Source organism: Streptomyces sp. NPDC057682 (assembly GCF_042799575.1).
GTDB lineage: Bacteria > Actinomycetota > Actinomycetes > Streptomycetales > Streptomycetaceae > Streptomyces.
This window is the reverse complement of record NZ_JBHVIN010000023.1, coordinates 13920-31575: the sequence shown is the minus strand read 5'-3', so window position 1 is coordinate 31575 and position 17656 is coordinate 13920. Positions and strand designations below refer to the sequence as shown.

19 protein-coding genes are annotated in these 17656 nt (G+C 71.7%); 11 read left to right on the top strand and 8 right to left on the bottom strand.

Annotated elements, in window-relative coordinates; translation table 11 throughout:
• Positions 1–11: 11 nt before the first annotated feature.
• Positions 12–1547, bottom strand: a complete 1536-nt coding sequence (locus ACFVDM_RS33365; protein ID WP_383649290.1) for a S8 family serine peptidase — start codon at positions 1545–1547, stop codon at positions 12–14.
• A gap of 287 nt (positions 1548–1834) precedes the next feature.
• On the opposite strand from ACFVDM_RS33365, the gene ACFVDM_RS33360 reads away from it, so the two are divergent.
• From ACFVDM_RS33360 to moaA, 3 genes are all read left to right on the top strand, one after another.
• On the top strand, positions 1835–2200 hold the full coding sequence (locus tag ACFVDM_RS33360) for a DUF485 domain-containing protein (RefSeq protein WP_383649287.1): 366 nt from the start codon (positions 1835–1837) through the stop codon (positions 2198–2200).
• The gene (locus ACFVDM_RS33355) at positions 2197–3837 is read left to right on the top strand and encodes a cation acetate symporter (RefSeq protein ID WP_383649284.1); all 1641 of its coding nucleotides are present in this window, start codon (positions 2197–2199) and stop codon (positions 3835–3837) included. The genes ACFVDM_RS33360 and ACFVDM_RS33355 overlap by 4 nt, the downstream gene beginning before the upstream one ends.
• Before the next feature lie 169 nt (positions 3838–4006).
• Entirely contained in the window at positions 4007–4996 is a 990-nt protein-coding gene (gene moaA, locus ACFVDM_RS33350; protein WP_383649282.1) for a GTP 3',8-cyclase MoaA, read from the top strand.
• A gap of 21 nt (positions 4997–5017) precedes the next feature.
• On the opposite strand, the gene ACFVDM_RS33345 is transcribed toward moaA, so the two are convergent.
• Positions 5018–5266, bottom strand: a complete 249-nt coding sequence (locus ACFVDM_RS33345; protein ID WP_383649279.1) for a hypothetical protein — start codon at positions 5264–5266, stop codon at positions 5018–5020.
• A 294-nt stretch (positions 5267–5560) separates the two neighbouring features.
• On the bottom strand, positions 5561–5917 hold the full coding sequence (locus ACFVDM_RS33340) for a DUF3099 domain-containing protein (RefSeq protein WP_383649277.1): 357 nt from the start codon (positions 5915–5917) through the stop codon (positions 5561–5563).
• Positions 5918–6117: 200 nt separating this feature from the next.
• On the opposite strand from ACFVDM_RS33340, the gene ACFVDM_RS33335 reads away from it, so the two are divergent.
• Positions 6118–6393, top strand: a complete 276-nt coding sequence (locus tag ACFVDM_RS33335; protein WP_383649274.1) for a GlsB/YeaQ/YmgE family stress response membrane protein — start codon at positions 6118–6120, stop codon at positions 6391–6393.
• 90 nt (positions 6394–6483) lie between these two features.
• On the opposite strand, the gene tyrS is transcribed toward ACFVDM_RS33335, so the two are convergent.
• The 3 genes from tyrS to ACFVDM_RS33320 are packed head-to-tail and all read right to left on the bottom strand — an operon-like array spanning position 6484 to position 10724.
• Positions 6484–7752 (bottom strand): tyrosine--tRNA ligase, encoded by a 1269-nt coding sequence (tyrS, locus tag ACFVDM_RS33330; RefSeq protein ID WP_383649271.1) that lies wholly within the window; start codon positions 7750–7752, stop codon positions 6484–6486.
• Positions 7753–7809: 57 nt separating this feature from the next.
• Positions 7810–9204 carry a metallopeptidase TldD-related protein gene (locus ACFVDM_RS33325; protein WP_383649268.1) on the bottom strand — a complete coding sequence of 465 codons (1395 nt, stop codon included), beginning with the start codon at positions 9202–9204 and terminating at the stop codon, positions 7810–7812.
• Positions 9201–10724: a TldD/PmbA family protein gene (locus ACFVDM_RS33320; protein ID WP_383649265.1), complete on the bottom strand. Its 1524-nt coding sequence runs from the start codon at positions 10722–10724 to the stop codon at positions 9201–9203. Before ACFVDM_RS33320 ends, ACFVDM_RS33325 begins: the two co-directional genes overlap by 4 nt.
• Positions 10725–10952: 228 nt before the next feature.
• Between ACFVDM_RS33320 and fabG the strand changes: the two genes are divergently transcribed.
• From fabG to ACFVDM_RS33305, 3 genes are all read left to right on the top strand, one after another.
• The gene (gene fabG / locus ACFVDM_RS33315; RefSeq protein ID WP_383649263.1) at positions 10953–11672 is read left to right on the top strand and encodes a 3-oxoacyl-[acyl-carrier-protein] reductase; all 720 of its coding nucleotides are present in this window, start codon (positions 10953–10955) and stop codon (positions 11670–11672) included.
• Positions 11673–11677: 5 nt separating this feature from the next.
• On the top strand, positions 11678–12445 hold the full coding sequence (fabI, locus tag ACFVDM_RS33310) for an enoyl-ACP reductase FabI (RefSeq protein WP_383649259.1): 768 nt from the start codon (positions 11678–11680) through the stop codon (positions 12443–12445).
• Between the two features lie 187 nt (positions 12446–12632).
• On the top strand, positions 12633–13010 hold the full coding sequence (locus ACFVDM_RS33305) for a hypothetical protein (RefSeq protein WP_383649255.1): 378 nt from the start codon (positions 12633–12635) through the stop codon (positions 13008–13010).
• Between the two features lie 17 nt (positions 13011–13027).
• Here ACFVDM_RS33305 and ACFVDM_RS33300 read toward each other — a convergent pair whose 3' ends face one another.
• A complete protein-coding gene (locus tag ACFVDM_RS33300) occupies positions 13028–13702 on the bottom strand; it encodes a FadR/GntR family transcriptional regulator (protein ID WP_383649252.1) in 675 nt (224 codons plus the stop codon).
• 115 nt (positions 13703–13817) lie between these two features.
• Between ACFVDM_RS33300 and ACFVDM_RS33295 the strand changes: the two genes are divergently transcribed.
• The 4 genes from ACFVDM_RS33295 to ACFVDM_RS33280 all read left to right on the top strand — a co-directional run bounded on the left by ACFVDM_RS33295 (position 13818) and on the right by ACFVDM_RS33280 (position 16178).
• Positions 13818–15101, top strand: a complete 1284-nt coding sequence (locus ACFVDM_RS33295) for a CynX/NimT family MFS transporter (protein WP_383649250.1) — start codon at positions 13818–13820, stop codon at positions 15099–15101.
• Between the two features lie 26 nt (positions 15102–15127).
• Positions 15128–15238 carry an SGM_5486 family transporter-associated protein gene (locus ACFVDM_RS33290; protein WP_383649690.1) on the top strand — a complete coding sequence of 37 codons (111 nt, stop codon included), beginning with the start codon at positions 15128–15130 and terminating at the stop codon, positions 15236–15238.
• 140 nt (positions 15239–15378) lie between these two features.
• Positions 15379–15585 carry a hypothetical protein gene (locus ACFVDM_RS33285; protein WP_383649247.1) on the top strand — a complete coding sequence of 69 codons (207 nt, stop codon included), beginning with the start codon at positions 15379–15381 and terminating at the stop codon, positions 15583–15585.
• Between the two features lie 74 nt (positions 15586–15659).
• Positions 15660–16178 carry a SixA phosphatase family protein gene (locus ACFVDM_RS33280; protein WP_383649243.1) on the top strand — a complete coding sequence of 173 codons (519 nt, stop codon included), beginning with the start codon at positions 15660–15662 and terminating at the stop codon, positions 16176–16178.
• Between the two features lie 70 nt (positions 16179–16248).
• On the opposite strand, the gene serB is transcribed toward ACFVDM_RS33280, so the two are convergent.
• Positions 16249–17502, bottom strand: a complete 1254-nt coding sequence (gene serB, locus ACFVDM_RS33275) for a phosphoserine phosphatase SerB (protein WP_383649240.1) — start codon at positions 17500–17502, stop codon at positions 16249–16251.
• Positions 17503–17656 lie beyond the last annotated feature (154 nt).

The window sequence follows — 17656 nt, the reverse complement described above, 5'->3', positions numbered from 1 at the left end:
CGAACGGGTGACTACCAGCGCACCGCGTTCAGCGCGTTGACCACACCGGCCCCGTAGAAGCCGTTGTACCTCTTGCCGCCCTCGCAGACCGCGTCGATGGTGCCGTCGCCGTCGATGTCGTACGGCTCACCGCACGCGGTGGCGTCGGCCTCCGCGACCAGCAGAGCCTTCACCGCGGCGGCCGAGGCGTACGGGTGCTTCGACTTGATCAGCGCCACGACCCCCGCGACATGCGGCGAGGCCATCGACGTACCGGCCTTGTAGCCGAACTTGCCGCCCGGCAGCGTCGACAGGATCAGACCGCTGGTGGCCGGCGGGGCGGGCGTCTGGTAGACCGTCGAGTCGCCGCCCGGCGCCGCGACGTCGATGACGCCGTTGCCGTAGTTCGAGTACGAGGCCTTCAGCCCCTTGGCACCGGTCGCCGAGACCGTCACCACGCCCGGCAGCATCGTCGGGATGTCGAGGCACTGCTTCGGGTCGATGGTGCGGTCGACCGTCTCGGTGTCGTTCGGGCTGGTCGAGTCCTCGATGGTGTCGGCCGCCAGGTCCTCGGCGGAGTTGCCCGCCGCCGCGACGTTGACCGTGCCCCGGCTCTCCGCGTACCGCGAGGCCCGGGTGACGGCCTCGACGAGCGCCGCCTGGTCCGGGTCGTTCTTGCAGTTGTACATCCACGGGTCGGTGTAATAGCTGTTGTTGGTGACGTCCACCCCGTGCTCGGCCGCCCAGACGAAACCGCAGACGACGGACTCGGTGTAGAAGAACCCGGACGGGTTCGCCACCTTGATCCCGGCGACCTTCACACCCGGCGCCACACCCGTGACCCCGACCCCGTTCTTCGCGGCGGCGATGGTCCCGGCGACATGCGTCCCGTGGTCGCTCTCGCCCGCAGCGGGCCGCCAGGAGCCCTCCGTGGTGTCCGGAGCGCCCGAGACGCAGTTCGCCGAGGCCGAACGGTCGAAGTTCGGCGCCAGGTCCGGATGGGTGTCGTCGACCCCCGTGTCGATGACCGCGACGGTCACCTTCGAACTGCCCAGCGTCTTCTTGTGCGCCTCGTCCGCCTTGATGGCCGACAGGTCCCACTGCAGGGGCTCCAGCGGGTCCTGGCCGTCGGCCGCCTCGGCCGCCGCGGCCCGCTCCTGCGCCGCCGTCAGCGGCTGCTCCACCCCGATGTCCTTGGTGGCCTGCGGCACGATCGGGTTGGTGCGGGTGGCCCCCGCGGAATCGACGCCCTTGACCTTCCGGATCGTCCGGGCGAACTCCGGGTTCTGGGAATGGGCGACGATGACCCCGATGCGGTCGTAGGCGATCACCACCGTGCCGCCGGCCCGCTCGACCGCCTTGACGACCTGCTTCACCTGGCCGCGATTGGCCCGGGTGTTGATCACGTACGACAGCTTCGGGCCGTCCGCCGACGCGGTCGCCGAGGGCGAACCGTCCGCCGGCGCGGCGGAGGCGATGCTCGTCGGCAGGAAGCCGAGCGATGCGGTCAGGGCCAGTCCGACGGGCAGCGTCAGTGCGCGCGTCCGTCTGCTTCCCAGATGAGCCATGGGGTCTCCACTTCATCCGTGCCGTGGGCCGGACACGTCGTGTGCCCGGTCGCGTACATGACCAGTGAAGCTACCGGCGATCATCCCCGCTGATCAACGGGTTCGTCCGAACCCGTTCCCGCCGGAGCGCCCGAAGGGGTGATCCGGAGAAGTGGCGATCCCGGGTGAACCGCTTCGGCACGCGCCGCGTGCCGTTGTCTGGGGAGGCGCACCATCCCTCCCCGACATCGAGGTCCCCAGTGAAATCGACCGTCCCCACCACCGCACCCGCGTCGCGAGGAGATTCCGTGGCTACCGATGCACCGCCGCCCGAGGGCGGAACGGCGACCGGCCCCGCCCAGCCCACGACCGAGGCGTTCATCGCGGAGCAGGAAAGCGCGGAATTCGGCGAACTCCGCCGCTCCTACCGCTCGTTCGCCTTCCCGCTCACCGTCGCCTTCGTCCTCTGGTACCTGCTGTACGTGCTGCTCTCGAACTACGCGGGCGGCTTCATGGGCACCAAGGTCTTCAGCAACATCAACGTGGCCTTCGTCTTCGGCCTCGCCCAGTTCCTGACCACCTTCCTCATCGCCTGGTTCTACTCGCGGCACGCCAACGCGAAGCTCGACCCCAAGGCCGAGGCCATCAAGTCCCGTATGGAGGCCGACGCATGAGCGCCGCGTACCACTCCCACACCGCCGTGACGCTGGCCGCCTCGTCCACCAGCGAGCACCGGCCGCTGATCATCACCCTTTTCGCGGTCTTCGTCGCCGCCACCCTCGGGATCACCGTCTGGGCCGGCCGCCAGACCAGGAGCGCCAGCGACTTCTACGCGGGCGGCCGCCAGTTCACCGCCTTCCAGAACGGCCTCGCGGTCTCCGGCGACTACATGTCCGCCGCCTCGTTCCTCGGCATCGCCGGAGCCATCGCGCTCTTCGGCTACGACGGCTTCCTCTACTCCATCGGCTTCCTCGTCGCCTGGCTGGTCGCCCTGCTCCTGGTCGCCGAGCCGCTGCGCAACTCCGGCCGCTACACCATGGGCGACGTCCTCGCCTACCGGATGCGCCAGCGCCCGGTCCGCACCGCCGCGGGCGTCTCCACCATCATCGTCTCCATCTTCTACCTGCTGGCCCAGATGGCGGGCGCGGGCGTCCTCGTCTCGCTGCTCCTCGGCATCACCAGCGACACCGGAAAGATCCTCATCGTTGCGCTGGTCGGCGTACTGATGATCGTCTACGTCACCATCGGCGGCATGAAGGGCACCACCTGGGTGCAGATGGTCAAGGCCGTCCTGCTCATCGCGGGCGCCATCCTGATGACCCTCATGGTGCTGTGGAAGTTCGACTTCAACGTCTCCGACCTGCTGGGCACCGCCGCCGAGAAGAGCGGCCACGGCTCCGCGTTCCTGGAGCCCGGCCTCAAGTACGGCGCGACCGGCACCTCCAAGCTCGACTTCCTCTCCCTCGGCATCGCCCTGGTGCTCGGCACCGCGGGCCTGCCGCACATCCTGATCCGCTTCTACACGGTGCCGACCGCCAAGGCCGCCCGTAAGTCCGTCAACTGGGCCATCGGCATCATCGGCGCCTTCTACCTGATGACGATCGCCCTGGGCTTCGGCGCCGCCGCCCTCATCGGCCCGGACGAGATCAAGGCGAAGAACCCGGCGGGCAACGCCGCCGCCCCGCAGCTCGCCGAATACCTCGGCGGGGTCGGCTCCACCGGCGGCGCCGTGCTCCTCGCCGTCATCTCCGCCGTCGCCTTCGCCACCATCCTCGCGGTCGTCGCCGGACTGACCCTGGCCTCCTCGTCGTCGTTCGCCCACGACATCTACGCCAACGTCATCCGCAAGGGAGAGGCCACCGAGAAGGAGGAGATGAAGGCCGCCCGCTGGTCCACCGTCTTCATCGGCGCCGCCGCCATCGTCCTGGGCGTCTTCGCCCGCGACATGAACGTCGCCGGCCTGGTCGCCCTGGCCTTCGCCGTCGCCGCCTCCGCCAACCTGCCCACCATCCTCTACAGCCTCTTCTGGAAGCGCTTCACCACCCAGGGCGCGCTGTGGTCGATCTACGGCGGGCTGGCCTCCTCCGTCCTCCTGGTGCTGTTCTCGCCGGTCGTCTCCGGCAACGAGAAGACCTCGATGTTCAAGGGCGTCGACTTCGCCTGGTTCCCGCTGGAGAACCCCGGCCTCATCTCCATCCCGCTCGGCTTCCTGCTCGGCTGGGTCGGCTCCCTCCTCTCCAAGGAGGAGCCGGACAAGGGCAAGTACGCCGAACTGGAGGTCAAGTCCCTCACCGGCATCGGTGCCCACTGAGGCATCCCACCGGGGCGGGAGCCCCGCATCCGCGGCCGCGTCGTAGAGTCCTACGACGCGGCCGCACCGCTCCCGTGCCAAACGGGCCCCGCCCGCGACCCCGTCCTCGCGTAGGCTCGACAGCGACAGATTCCGCGACCGGAGGAACCGCCGGGGGACGGGGCCCACCATGCTCATCGACACCTACGACCGGGTCGCCACCGACCTGCGCGTCTCGCTCACCGACCGCTGCAACCTCCGCTGCACCTACTGCATGCCGGAGGAAGGCCTCCAGTGGCTGGCCAAGCCCGACCTCCTCACCGACGAGGAGATCGTCCGGCTCGTCCGGCTCGCCGTCACCCGCCTCGGCATCACCGAGGTCCGCTTCACCGGCGGCGAACCGCTGCTGCGCCCCGGACTCGTCGGCATCGTCCAGGAGTGCGCCGCCCTGGAACCCCGCCCCCAGCTCTCCCTCACCACCAACGGCATCGGCCTGGAGCGGACCGCCGCCGCACTCCGGGACGCCGGCCTCGACCGGGTCAACGTCTCGCTCGACACCCTGCGCCCCGAGGTCTTCAAGACGCTCACCCGCCGCAACCGCCACCACGACGTCCTGGCCGGACTCGAAGCCGCCCGCGACGCCGGACTCACCCCCGTCAAGGTCAACAGCGTCCTGATGCCCGGCCTCAACGAGGACGAGGCCCCCGACCTGCTGGCCTGGGCCGTCGCGCACGACTACGAACTGCGCTTCATCGAGCAGATGCCCCTCGACGCCCAGCACGGCTGGAAGCGCGACGGCATGATCACCGCGGGCGACATCCTCGCCTCGCTGCGCACCCGCTTCGCCCTCACCCCCGAGGGCGAGACCACCCGGGGCTCCGCCCCCGCCGAGCGCTGGCTCGTCGACGGCGGCCCCCACCGGGTCGGCGTCATCGCCTCCGTCACCCGGCCCTTCTGCCGGGCCTGCGACCGCACCCGGCTCACCGCCGACGGACAGGTCCGCACCTGCCTCTTCGCCCGCGAGGAGACCGATCTGCGCGGCGCGCTGCGCTCCGGCGCACCCGACGAGGAGATCGCCGCGATCTGGCAGCGGGCGATGTGGGGCAAGAAGGCCGGATCAGGCCTCGACGACCCCTCGTTCCTCCAGCCCGACCGCCCCATGTCCGCGATCGGCGGCTGACCGGCCCCGGGCGAAGGGGTCCTAGGAGGAAGGCGCTTCCCACTCCGCCAACGTCACCACGTCCTTGAGGAAGCCCCGCACCCCGAGGAACGACGACAGGTGCTCCCGGTGCTCCTCACAGGCCAGCCAGGTCTTGCGGCGCTCCGGGGTGTGCAGCTTCGGGTTGTTCCACGCGAGCACCCACACGGCATCGGCGCGGCAGCCCTTGGCCGAACAGACGGGGGCCGCGAGCGCGTTCTCGGCCGCGGAGGCGGTGTCAGGGGAGTTCACACCCTCAACCCTAGAGCCTGCCCCGTACGCCCTGCTCCGCGGCATCCCCGCCGGAGAAATGGCGACGCCGGGCAGCCACGGGGGGAGCTGCCCGGCGTCGGTCCGTCGCTCCGACGGGGGATGCGGAGCGCTCTCGAAGTATGTCACGCACACCCCGGTGCGGTGCACTGGAACTTCATGATTGATCTGAGCTTTTCTTGAGCTTCCGCGCGCACCGCGCCCCCTCCGTCCTCCCTGCGGACCGGGAGTCCGGAATCCGGATGACCGGCCGGAATCAGCGGCGGGAAGGGCGGCTCACGCCCCGGGCGCGGCCCGCCCGGACCCGTCGGACGGCTCCGCCGGACCGGCCACCGGAGCCGGGTCCAGCGCGGGCCGCACCGGAGCCGGTACGAACGTCGAGGGCAGCGCCGGACTCGTCTCCCGGCCCGCGTTGGCGATGACGACGGCGACGTAGGGGAGCAGCACCCCCAGCGCGAGCGCCACCATCGCGACCACGCGTTCCACGTTCCACAGGGTCGCCGCCGCGACCACCGACACCGTGCGCACGGACATCGAGATCACATAGCGCCGCTGCCGGCCGCGCACGTCGTCCGCGAGCCCCTGCCGGGCCCCCGTGATCCGGAAGACCTCACCGCTCCGCTTCCGCGACACCGCTCCACCCACCTTCCCCGGGTCCACGACGGACCGGAAACACGGTACGCCCGCGCTCCGGCCGCTTCGATGGCGGGGCGCGCCGTATGCGTGCATTGCGCCGCCCCGTCGCGCGTACGGACCCGTCCGACATGCGGCGTACCGCCCCAGGGCCGAAACTGGGCGGGCATGTGCGACACCGCGTCGTACGAGGAGGCGGCATGGGCTGGCTGTGGGCAATCATCGTGGGGTTCGTGCTCGGTCTGATCGCCAAGGCGATCCTGCCGGGCAAGCAGGAGATCCCCCTCTGGCTGACGACCATCTTCGGCATCATCGGCAGTGTGCTCGGCAACTCCGTCGCCACCTGGATCGGGGTCAACGACACCCGCGGCATCGACTGGACCCGCCATGTGCTCCAGCTGATCGGGGCCGTCGTGGTGGTCGGCGTCGGCGACATGCTCTGGACCACCTACCGGGGCAGCCGCCGCAAGGCCTGACCCGGGGCGGAGCACGCACAGCGGCGGCCGGACACGCGCGATGCGTGTCCGGCCGCCGCTGTCTGTCCTCCAGGGCCGGTCCGGTACGGCTCAGCCTGCCGTGACCTCGACCGCCGCGAGGTTCTTCTTGCCCCGGCGCAGCACCAGCCAGCGCCCGTGCAGCAGCTCCTCGCGGGAGGGCGCCGCCTCGCCGTCGACGGCCTTCACGTTGTTCACGTAGGCACCGCCCTCCTTGACCGTGCGGCGGGCACCCGACTTGCTCGGGGCCAGACCGACCTCCACCAGCAGGTCGACCAGCGGGCCCAGCTCCGTGACCCGGGCGTGCGGAACCTCGGACAGCGCGGCGCTCAGCGTCGCCTCGTCCAGCTCCGCCAGCTCGCCCTGGCCGAACAGCGCCTTCGACGCGGCGACGACGGCGGCGCACTGGTCCGCGCCGTGCACCAGCGTCGTCAGCTCCTCGGCCAGCGCCCGCTGCGCGGTCCGGGCCTGCGGACGCTCCTCGGTGACCTTCTCCATCTCCTCCAGCTCCGCCGGGGAGCGGAAGCTGAGGATGCGCATGTAGCGCGAGACGTCGCGGTCGTCCACGTTCAGCCAGAACTGGTAGAACGCGTACGGCGTGGTCATCTCCGGGTCGAGCCAGACCGCGCCGCTCTCCGACTTGCCGAACTTGGTGCCGTCCGCCTTCGTCATCAGCGGCGTCGCCAGCGCGTGCACCTCGGCGCCCGGCTCCAGCCGGTGGATCAGGTCGAGACCCGCGGTGAGGTTGCCCCACTGGTCGCTGCCGCCCTGCTGGAGGGTGCAGCCGTGGCGCCGGTACAGCTCCAGGAAGTCCATGCTCTGGAGCAGCTGGTAGCTGAACTCGGTGTAGCTGATGCCCTCGTCGGACTCCAGCCGCCGGGCGATGGACTCCTTGGTCAGCATCTTGTTGACCCGGAAGTGCTTGCCGATGTCCCGGAGGAACTCGATCGCGGACAGGCCCGCGGTCCAGTCCAGGTTGTTCACCATGACCGCCGCGTTCTCGCCCTCGAAGGACAGGAACGGCTCGATCTGGGAGCGCAGCCGCGCCACCCAGGCCGCGATCGTCTCCGGGTCGTTCAGCGTGCGCTCGGCGGTGGGGCGCGGGTCACCGATCTGGCCGGTGGCCCCGCCCACCAGGGCGAGCGGCTTCAGCCCCGCGCGCTGGAGCCGGCGCATGGTGAGCACCTGCACCAGATGGCCCACGTGGAGACTGGCCGCCGTCGGGTCGTAACCGCAATAGAAGGTGACGGGACCGTCCGCGAGCGCCTTGCGCAATGCGTCCTCGTCGGTGGACTGGGCGAACAGCCCGCGCCACTTCAGCTCGTCGACGATGTCCGTCACGGTTCCATGCTCCTTAAGAGACCGGTCAAGTGCGATGTGTCAGTCAGTCTAGGCCGGTCAGACCCCCGGACTGACCGAGCTCATGTTGAAGTCCGGGACGCGCATCGCCGGCATCGCCGCCCGGGTGAACCAGTCGCCCCACTCGCGCGGCAGCGTCCGCTCGGTGCGCCCGGCCTCGGTGGCCCGGGACAGCAGGTCCACCGGCGACTCGTTGAACCGGAAGTTGTTCACCTCGCCGACGACCTCGCCGTCCTCCACCAGGTACACCCCGTCGCGGGTCAGCCCGGTCAGCAGCAGCGTCGCCGGATCGACCTCCCGGATGTACCAGAGGCTGGTCAGCAGCAGGGCCCGGCCGGTCGTCGCCGCGACCATCTCCTCCAGCGAGCGGTCACCGCCGCCCTCCAGCAGCAGGTTGTCGATCGCCGGGGCGACCGGCAGCCCGGTCAGGCCCGCCGTGTGCCGGGTCGTCGTCAGCCGCTCCAGCCGGCCGCCGCCGATCCAGTCGGTCCGGCCGAGCGGCAGCCCGTTGTCGAAGACGGAGGCGCCGTCCCCGGAGCTGTGCGCCAGGACGAACGGGGCGGACTCCAGGCCCGGCGCGTGCGGATCGCTGTACAGGGTCAGCGGCAGCGGCGACAGGGTCTCGCCCAGCCGGGTGCCGCCCCCGGGCTTGGAGAACACCGTCCGGCCCTCCGCGGCGTCCCGCGCGGTCGCCGACCACAGCTGGTAGACCAGCAGGTCCGCCACGGCCGTCGGCGGCAGCAGCGTCTCGTAGCGCCCGGCGGGCAGCTCGATGCGGCGCTCCGCCCAGGCCAGCCGGCGGGCCAGCGCGGCGTCCGTCTCCACCGGGTCGACGTCCTTGAAGTCCCGGGTCGAGTGCCCCGCCCAGGCCGAGCGCGTGCGGTCCGGCGACTTGGCGTTCACCTCCAGCGTCCCGTTCGGCTGGTCGTGGCGCAGCCGCAGCCCCGTGGACGTGCCCAGGTAGCTCGACGTCATCTCGTGGTTCGCGAAGCCGTACAGCTCACGGCCGCCGGACCGGGCCCGCGCGAAGGCCTCGCCGAGGGCCGGGGCGAACGCCGCGAAGACGTCCGAGTCCGTCTCGGCCGGCGCGTCGGTGAAGTCGGGCGACTGCGGCACCCCGGTGACCAGCGGCTGGGCGTCCTCCGCCGGACCGGCCGCCCGCGCGGCGGCCTCGGCGGCCCGGACCAGCGGCTCCAGGTCGTCGGCGGTGACCGCGGCCCGCGACACCACGCCGGAGGCGGCCCCCTCGCCGCCGTCGACCGTGGCGATCACGGTCACGGTCCGGCCCCGTGTCACCCCGTTCGTGGTGAGCGCGTTCCCGGCCCAGCGCAGATTGGCCGACGACTCCTCGTCGGCGATGACCACACAGCCGTCGGCGGTGGACAGGCCGAGCGCGCGCTCGACGATCTCGTGCGGCTTGCTCACGCGGCTCATCGCCCGGCCTCCTGCGTCGTATTGAGGATGTTCACGCCCCGGAAGAGGGCGGAGGGGCAGCCGTGGGAGACGGCCGCGACCTGGCCGGGCTGGGCCTTGCCGCAGTTGAAGGCGCCGCCCAGCACGTAGGTCTGGGGGCCGCCCACCTTCTCCATCGAGCCCCAGAAGTCCGTGGTGGTCGCCTGGTAGGCGACATCGCGCAGCTGACCGGCCAGCCGGCCGTTCTCGATGCGGAAGAAGCGCTGCCCGGTGAACTGGAAGTTGTACCGCTGCATGTCGATGGACCACGACCGGTCCCCGACGACATAGATCCCGCGCTCCACCCCGCCGATCAGATCCTCCGTGGAGAGCCCGCCGGGATCCGGCCGCAGCGACACATTGGCCATGCGCTGGACGGGGACACGGCCGGGCGAGTCCGCGAAGGCGCAGCCGTTGGAGCGGCCGAGGCCGGTGAGCCGGGCCATCCGGCGGTCCAGCTGGTAGCCGACCAGCGTGCCGTCCTTCACCAGGTCCCAGGACTGCGCCTCGACGCCCTCGTCGTCGTAGCCGATCGTCGCGAGCCCGTGCTCCACCGTGCGGTCGCCGGTCACGTTCATCACGGGCGAGCCGTACGCCAGCTTGCCCAGTTGGTCGAAGGTGGCGAAGGAGGTCCCGGCGTAGGCCGCCTCGTAGCCGAGCGCCCGGTCCAGCTCCGTGGCGTGGCCGATCGACTCGTGGATGGTCAGCCAGAGGTTCGACGGGTCGACGACCAGGTCGTACCGCCCGGCCTCGACGCTCGGGGCCCGCATCTTCTCGGCGAGCAGGCCCGGGACGGACTCCAATTCCGCGTCCCAGTCCCAGCCGGTCCCGGTCAGGTACTCCCAGCCGCGCCCGGCCGGCGGGGCGATGGTGCGCATCGAGTCGAACTCGCCGGTCGCCGCGTCCACCGCGACCGCGGTGAACTGCGGATGGATCCGGACCCGCTGCTGCGTGGTGACGGTGCCCGCCGTGTCCGCGTAGAACTTGTTCTCGTGGACGGTCATCAGGGAGGCGTCCACGTGCGCGACGCCGTCCGCCGCGAGGAGCCGGCCGCTCCACTCGGCGAGGAGCCCCGCCTTCTCCTCGGCGGGGACGGAGAAGGGGTCGGTCTCGTACGAGGAGATCCAGGTCCGCTCGCCGTGGACCGGCTCGTCGGCCAGCTCCACCACCTCGCCGGAGCCCGCCGCCGCGGTCACCTTCGCCGACAGCTTCGCCAGGGCGACGGCCTGCGAGGCCACCTTGGCCGCGGCGTCCATCGTCAGATCGACCCCGGAGGCGAAGCCCCAGGCCCCGCCGTGCACGACCCGCACCGCGTATCCGAGGTCGGTGGTGTCCGAGGACCCGGCCGGGCGCGCGTCCCGCAGCCGCCAGGTGGCACTGCGCACCCGCTCCAGCCGGAAGTCGGCGTGGGTGGCCCCGAGCGCGCGGGCACGGGCCAGCGCGGCGTCCGCGAGGGCCCGTAGCGGAAGGTTCAGGAACGACGGATCTACCTCATGGGGCACGGGTGGCCACTCCTCTGTGTCACATACCCATGGATCGGTTACGAGGCAGTGAAGCACGGCCGCGGCGGCCCCGCGGCCGAATTCCCCGGGCACCGGACGGGCCGGGCGGTCCGACTGTAGGAACCCCACAGTGCCCGGGGGGAGGCCCTGTCAGGGGCCGATTGCTCGCGGGGCGGACGGTACCGATAGGTTTTCGACGTACCAGACCGCTAGGGAAAGGGTGATCCGTTGAGCCGCTCGGTTCTCGTCACCGGAGGAAACCGGGGCATCGGCCTCGCCATCGCCCGCGCTTTCGCCGACAACGGCGACAAGGTCGCGGTCACCTACCGTTCCGGCGAGCCGCCCGCCGAGCTCACCGAGGCCGGGGTTCTCGCGGTCCGATGCGACATCACCGACCCCGAGCAGGTGGAGCAGGCCTACAAGGAGATCGAGGAGAAGCACGGCAATGTGGAGGTGCTGGTCGCCAACGCCGGTATCACCAAAGACCAGTTGCTGATGCGGATGTCCGAGGACGACTTCACCTCGGTCCTCGACACCAACCTCACCGGCACCTTCCGCGTCGTCAAGCGCGCCAACCGCGGCATGCTGCGGGCCAAGAAGGGCCGCGTCGTCCTCATCTCCTCCGTCGTCGGCCTCCTCGGCTCGGCCGGACAGGCCAACTACGCCGCGTCCAAGGCCGGTCTGGTCGGTTTCGCCAGGTCCCTGGCGCGCGAGCTCGGCTCGCGGAACATCACGTTCAACGTCGTCGCGCCCGGCTTCGTCGACACCGACATGACGCAGGTCCTCACCGAGGAACAGCGCAAGGGCATCGTCGCCCAGGTCCCGCTCGCGCGTTACGCGCAGCCGGAGGAGATCGCCGCCGCGGTGCGCTTCCTGGCCTCCGACGACGCTTCGTACATCACTGGAGCCGTCATCCCCGTTGACGGCGGATTGGGCATGGGTCACTGATCACCATGAGCGGAATTCTCGACGGCAAGCGCATCCTCATCACCGGGGTGCTGATGGAGTCGTCCATCGCGTTCCACGCCGCCAAGGTGGCCCAGGAGCAGGGTGCCGAGGTCATCCTGACCGCGTTCCCGCGGCCCACGCTCACCGAGCGCATCGCCAAGAAGCTGCCCAAGCCCGCCAAGGTCATCGAGCTGGACGTGACCAACGACGAGCACCTGGACCGGCTGGCCGGTCTGGTCCGTGACGAGCTGGGCTCGCTCGACGGCGTCGTCCACTCCATCGGCTTCGCGCCGCAGGACGCGCTCGGCGGCAACTTCCTCAACACCCCCTTCGAGTCGGTCGCCACCGCGATGCACGTCTCGGCGTTCTCGCTGAAGTCGCTCGCCATGGCCTGCAAGCCGCTGATGAGCGAGGGCGGCTCGATCGTCGGCCTGACCTTCGACGCGCAGTTCGCCTGGCCGCAGTACGACTGGATGGGCCCGGCCAAGGCCGCGCTGGAGGCCACCTCCCGCTACCTCGCCCGCGACCTGGGCCCGGACGGCATCCGCTGCAACCTGATCTCGGCCGGACCGCTGGGCTCCATGGCCGCCAAGTCCATCCCGGGCTTCGACGGGCTCGCCGACGTGTGGAACACCCGCGCGCCGCTGGCCTGGGACATGACCGACCCCGAGCCGGCCGGCCGCGGCATCGTCGCGCTGCTCTCGGACTTCTTCCCGCGCACCACGGGCGAGATCATCCACGTCGACAGTGGCGTGCACATGATGGGCGCCTGACCCCGACCCCGTACGCACCGGCCGCGCACCGTCTCCCCGGAGGCGGTGCGCGGCCGTGTGCCGGGGGTCCTCCGGGCCCCTTCCCTTGTCCCGCACGGCCTCCCGCCGCTCAGGTCGAAAAGCCGGACGATCCACCGCAGAATGTGGAGGAACCGGACTTCTGGTCAGGCGAGGGGAGGAGATCGCTGTGCGACGTACACCTCACCGAACCAAGGCCCTGCTGGCGTCCGGCGCCGTCGTCGTCGGACTCCTCGTCCCGGCCGGGCTGTACGCCGCCGGGCACGTCGGCGCCACCGGCGCCGCCGCGCCCCCGGCCCCCAGCCCCGAACCCTCGGGCGCCGAATGCCGTACGTCGGTGAAGGGCTCCCGGGTCGTCGCCTACTGCCACAACCCGTACCCCTCCACCGACCGCGTCCAGCTGCACACCGAGTGCGCCCAGTGGTGGGACATCGACGCCGACGGCCGCGCCGTCGACGTGCCGCCGGGCCGGACCGTGCGTCTGGACGACCGCTGCTGGAAGGACGTCGCCTCGGCGTGGGTCACCCACGCCACGGCCCGGACCTGAGCCTTCCGGCCCCCGCCTCAGACCGGGTCGGCCAGACAGGTCAGCGCGTGGCTCGCGGCCTCCGTCGCCGCCGTCTCCGCGTCGCCCGCCCGGATCGCCTCGACCAGCCGGCCGTGGTCCATGTGGTTCTCCGGCCGCAGCTCGGCGCCCACGTCGCCCCGCAGATAGTCCCGCAGCAGATCGCCGAGGTCGGCGTAGAGGCCGGTCAGCACGTCGTTGTGGGAGGCCGCCACCACCGCCAGGTGCAGCGTCGCGTCCGCCGCCACGAACGCCTCCACGTCCCCGGCCGCCCAGGTCTCCTCGCGCCGCCGCATCAGCGTGTCCAGCTGCTTCAGGTCCCGGTCGGTGCGCCGGACGGCCGCCAGCCGCGCCGCGGACGACTCCAGGGTCGAGCGCAGCTCCGCCACATGGCGCGGATCGGCCGAGGCGAACCTGCGGTGCATCACCCCCGCCAGCTCGCTGGTGGCCACGACATAGGTGCCCGAGCCCTGGCGGATGTCGAGCAGTCCGTTGTGCGCCAGGGCGCGCACCGCCTCGCGCACCGTGTTGCGCGCCACCCCCAGCTGCTCGACCAGCTCGGGCTCGGTGGGGATGCGCGATCCCACGGGCCACTCGCCGGACGTGATCTGGTTCCTCAGCTGGGCAATCACCTGGTCGGCGAGAGCCGAACGCCGCGGGGTCGTCAGCGTCATGGTGCTCCTTGCTCGGGTGGGCGGCGGACGGCGGGCGGGCCGTCGTCTCGCGGAGGTGTCCGCATCTTCTCAGAGGATTGGACAACCAATCATCCCATGATTCTATGATGGCCCCATGCGTGACGACGAGACCCCGACCGGCACCCCCGCCGGGACCCTGAACCCCGCCGCCCCGGCGGCCCCCCGCACCGAGGCCCCCACCCGGTCCGGGGCCCCCTCCGCGTGGACCCTGCGGCTGGTCGCCGTGGGGCTCGTCCTCACCGCGCTCAACCTCCGCCCGGCCATCACCAGCCTCGGCGCCCTCCTGGAGGAGGTGCGCGACGGACTCCACATGAGCGGCAGCGTCGCCGGGGTCCTCACCTCGGTGCCCCCGCTCTGCTTCGCGGTCTTCGGCGTCATGGCGCCGCGCCTGGCCCGCCGCTTCGGACCCGGCGCGGTCGTCTGCGCGGGCATGGCCGCCATCACCGCGGGCCTGGTCCTCCGGCCGCTCGTCGGCGGCACCGCCGGCTTCCTCGCGGCGAGCGCCCTGGCCCTCATGGGCATCGCCGTCAGCAACGTCCTGATGCCGGTGATCGTCAAGCGCTGGTTCCCCGACCGCGTCGGCACCATGACCGGCCTCTACTCCATGGCCCTGGCGCTGGGCACCGCCCTGGCCGCCGCCGTCACCGTGCCGCTGACCGACGCGCTCGGCGGCGGCTGGCGGGCCGGCCTCGGCATCTGGGCGGTCCTCGCCGCCGCCGCGATCCTGCCCTGGCTCCCGCTGGTGCGGGGCGGCGGCACCGCCGGACAGCCCGCGGCCGCCCAGGCCCCCGCCCCCGAGCTGCGGATCACCCGCAGCCGCACCGCCTGGGGCCTCGCCTGCTTCTTCGGCCTCCAGGCCACCGCCGCCTACATCACCATGGGCTGGATGCCGCAGATCTTCCGCGACGCCGGGGTCTCGGCCGGCACCGCGGGCGTGCTGCTCGCCGTCACCATGGCCATGGGCGTCCCGCTCGCCTTCGTCATCCCCCGGGTCGCCGGCCGGATGCGGAACCAGGGCCCGATCGTCCTCTTCCTCGGCTCCTGCGGCCTCATCGGCTACGCCGGGCTCTTCCTCGCCCCGGCCGGCGGGGCCTGGGCCTGGGCGGTGCTCCTGGGCATCTCGAACTGCTCCTTCCCGCTCGCCCTCACCATGATCGGCATGCGCGCCCGCAGCGGCGCCGGCGTCGTCCGGCTCTCCGCGTTCGCCCAGTCCACCGGCTACCTCATCTCCATCCCCGGCCCGCTCCTGGTCGGCGTCCTCTACCAGCACAGCGGCGGCTGGGGCGTGCCGATCGCGCTGATGGCGGCCCTGATGGTGCCCCAGATGGCGGCGGGCTTCCTCGCCGGCCGGGACCGGACGATCGAGGACGAATGCTGAGATGCGAGACTGGGGCCATGTCTCCTGTGCTCGACCCCCATCCCCAGAACGGTCAGAAGAAGCTGCTCCTCGTCCTCGGGGCCATGCTGCTGATCACGGTCGTCATCGGCGTGATCGCCTCGGTCTTCTCGCCCTGAGGCCCGCCGATGGTGGGGCTGGCCCCACCATCCCCTAGGGGGCCAGGGGCAGGGTGAAGTGGGTGGGTCACCGGATGGGACCGGCGCCGCCGCATCCGTAGGTTCGTGGGTGTCGAGAACCAGCACCCACGGAGGCGGTCATGCAGGCCCGTACGGACATCCGCTCCACCCGCCCGGACACGGCCGGCGTCGAGGTCCGGCTGCCGTGGTGGGCCGTCGTGCTGCCCTCCCTCGCCTTCGCCGCGCTCCTGCTGCTCGTCGTCGGACCCGGCGAGGCGCACGCCGCCTCCGGCGATCCGGCGATCGGCCGGCTGCTGGGGCACCTCGTCGCGCTCCTGGGCCGCTGACGTCCGGCGAACGGGGCGCGGGAGCCCGTCAACACCCTGCGCCGGGCCGCGCGTTTCATGCGAAGCTGAGGTGTATGAGCGTCGATACACCTCGCAGGATCGTCCTTCTCAGGCATGCCAAGGCGGAATGGTCGAACGACTCCGACCACGAGCGTCCGCTCGCGGAACGGGGGAACAACGAGGCCCGGGTGGCCGGCCGCAAGCTCGCCGACACCGGCATCGCCTTCGACCTGGCCCTCTGCTCCACCGCCGCCCGGACGCGGGAGACCTGGAAGCTGGCCGTGCACGAGATGCCGGAACGCCCCAGGACCGTGTACGAGGAGCGGATCTACGAGGCCTCGACCGGCGAGCTGATCGCCCTGCTCGACGAGACCCCCGACGAGGTCCGCGATCTGCTCGTGATCGGCCACAATCCCGGGATGCACGCCGTCGCCGACGCCCTCTCCGGCGCCGCCGAGGGCGACGCCCTGGCCCGGATGAGCCGCGGCGGCTTCCCGACCGCCGCCTTCGCCGTGGTCGCGTTCACCGGCGGCTGGAAGTCCGTGGAGCACGGCGTCGGCACGCTCGTCGAGTACTGGACCCCGAACGACTGACCCCCCGCCCGGCACACCCGAGGGCCCCGGTACGCGATGTGCGTACCGGGGCCCTCGGGCGTACGCGGGCCTACTCGACGAGACCGTCGGCGGCCTCGACCTCCTCGCGCGTGATGCCCAGCAGATAGAGCACGGTGTCCAGGAACGGCACGTTCACCGCCGTGTGCGCGGCCTCGCGCACCACCGGCTTGGCGTTGAAGGCGACCCCGAGCCCCGCCGTGTTCAGCATGTCCAGATCGTTCGCCCCGTCGCCGATCGCCACCGTCTGCGCCAGCGGCACCCCGGCCTCCTCGGCGAACCGGCGCAGCAGCCGGGCCTTGCCCGCCCGGTCCACGATCTCCCCGGTCACCCGTCCGGTGAGCTTCCCGTCGACGATCTCCAGCGTGTTGGCGGAGGCGAAATCGAGCCCCAGCCGCTCCTTGAGATCGTCCGTCACCTGCGTGAAGCCCCCGGAGACGACGCCCACTTGGTAGCCGAGCCGCTTGAGCGTACGGATCAGGGTGCGGGCCCCCGGCGTCAGCCGCACATCGGCGCGGACCTTCTCCACCACCGAGGCGTCCAGCCCGGCCAGCAGCGCCACCCGGGCGTGCAGCGACTGCTCGAAGTCGAGCTCGCCGCGCATCGCCCGCTCGGTCACCTCCGCGACCTGGGCCTCGCAGCCGGCGTGGGCCGCGAAGAGCTCGATCACCTCGTCCTGGATGAGCGTCGAGTCGACGTCCATCACCACCAGCCGCTGCGCCCGGCGGCTCAGCCCGGCCGAGACCACGGCCACGTCCACCCCGATCTTGGTGGACTGGGTGGCCAGCGCGGTGCGCAGCGCCTCCGTACCCGTACCGGACACCGCGAACTCCACGGCCGTCACCGGATACTTCGCCAGCCGGAAGATACGGTCGATGTTCCCGCCGGTCGACGTGATGCTGGCCGCTATGGCGGCGGTCGACTCCGCCGTCAGCGGGTGCCCCAGCACCGTCACATGGGAACGGCCGTCGCCGCGCGGGCGGTTGTCGCCCGTGCCGGAGATGATCTCGGCCTGGAGTTTCAGCGACTCGGCCCAGCTGTGCACGGTGGCGCGCAGATCGCCCTCCGTGGTCCCGCCCGCGGTCGGCGCGGTGACCAGGGCGCACAGGACGATCCGGCCCCGCGTGACGACCTGCTCGATGTCGACGACGTCCACGGAGTAGGCGGCGAGGGTGTCGAAGAGCCCGGCCGTGATGCCGGGCCGGTCCTTCCCGAAGATCTTCACGAGAAGCGTCGGGGTGGCGGAGCCCGGTGACGCGGGGGGCTCGGGAGACAGGGCGGGCTGCGGGGGCTGAGGTGCGCTCATGGTGCTCCCACCGTATCGGTCCCGGCCGTGCGCCCGACGGCCCGTCCCGAGGACCGGACAGCGCGTCCGATGTCCGTGATCATGCTCTTGGAAGCGTTCCGCCCCGGTGTGCGGGGGGCTGCCGGGAAGCATGAGGTTTGCCCCGGAGCGGTCG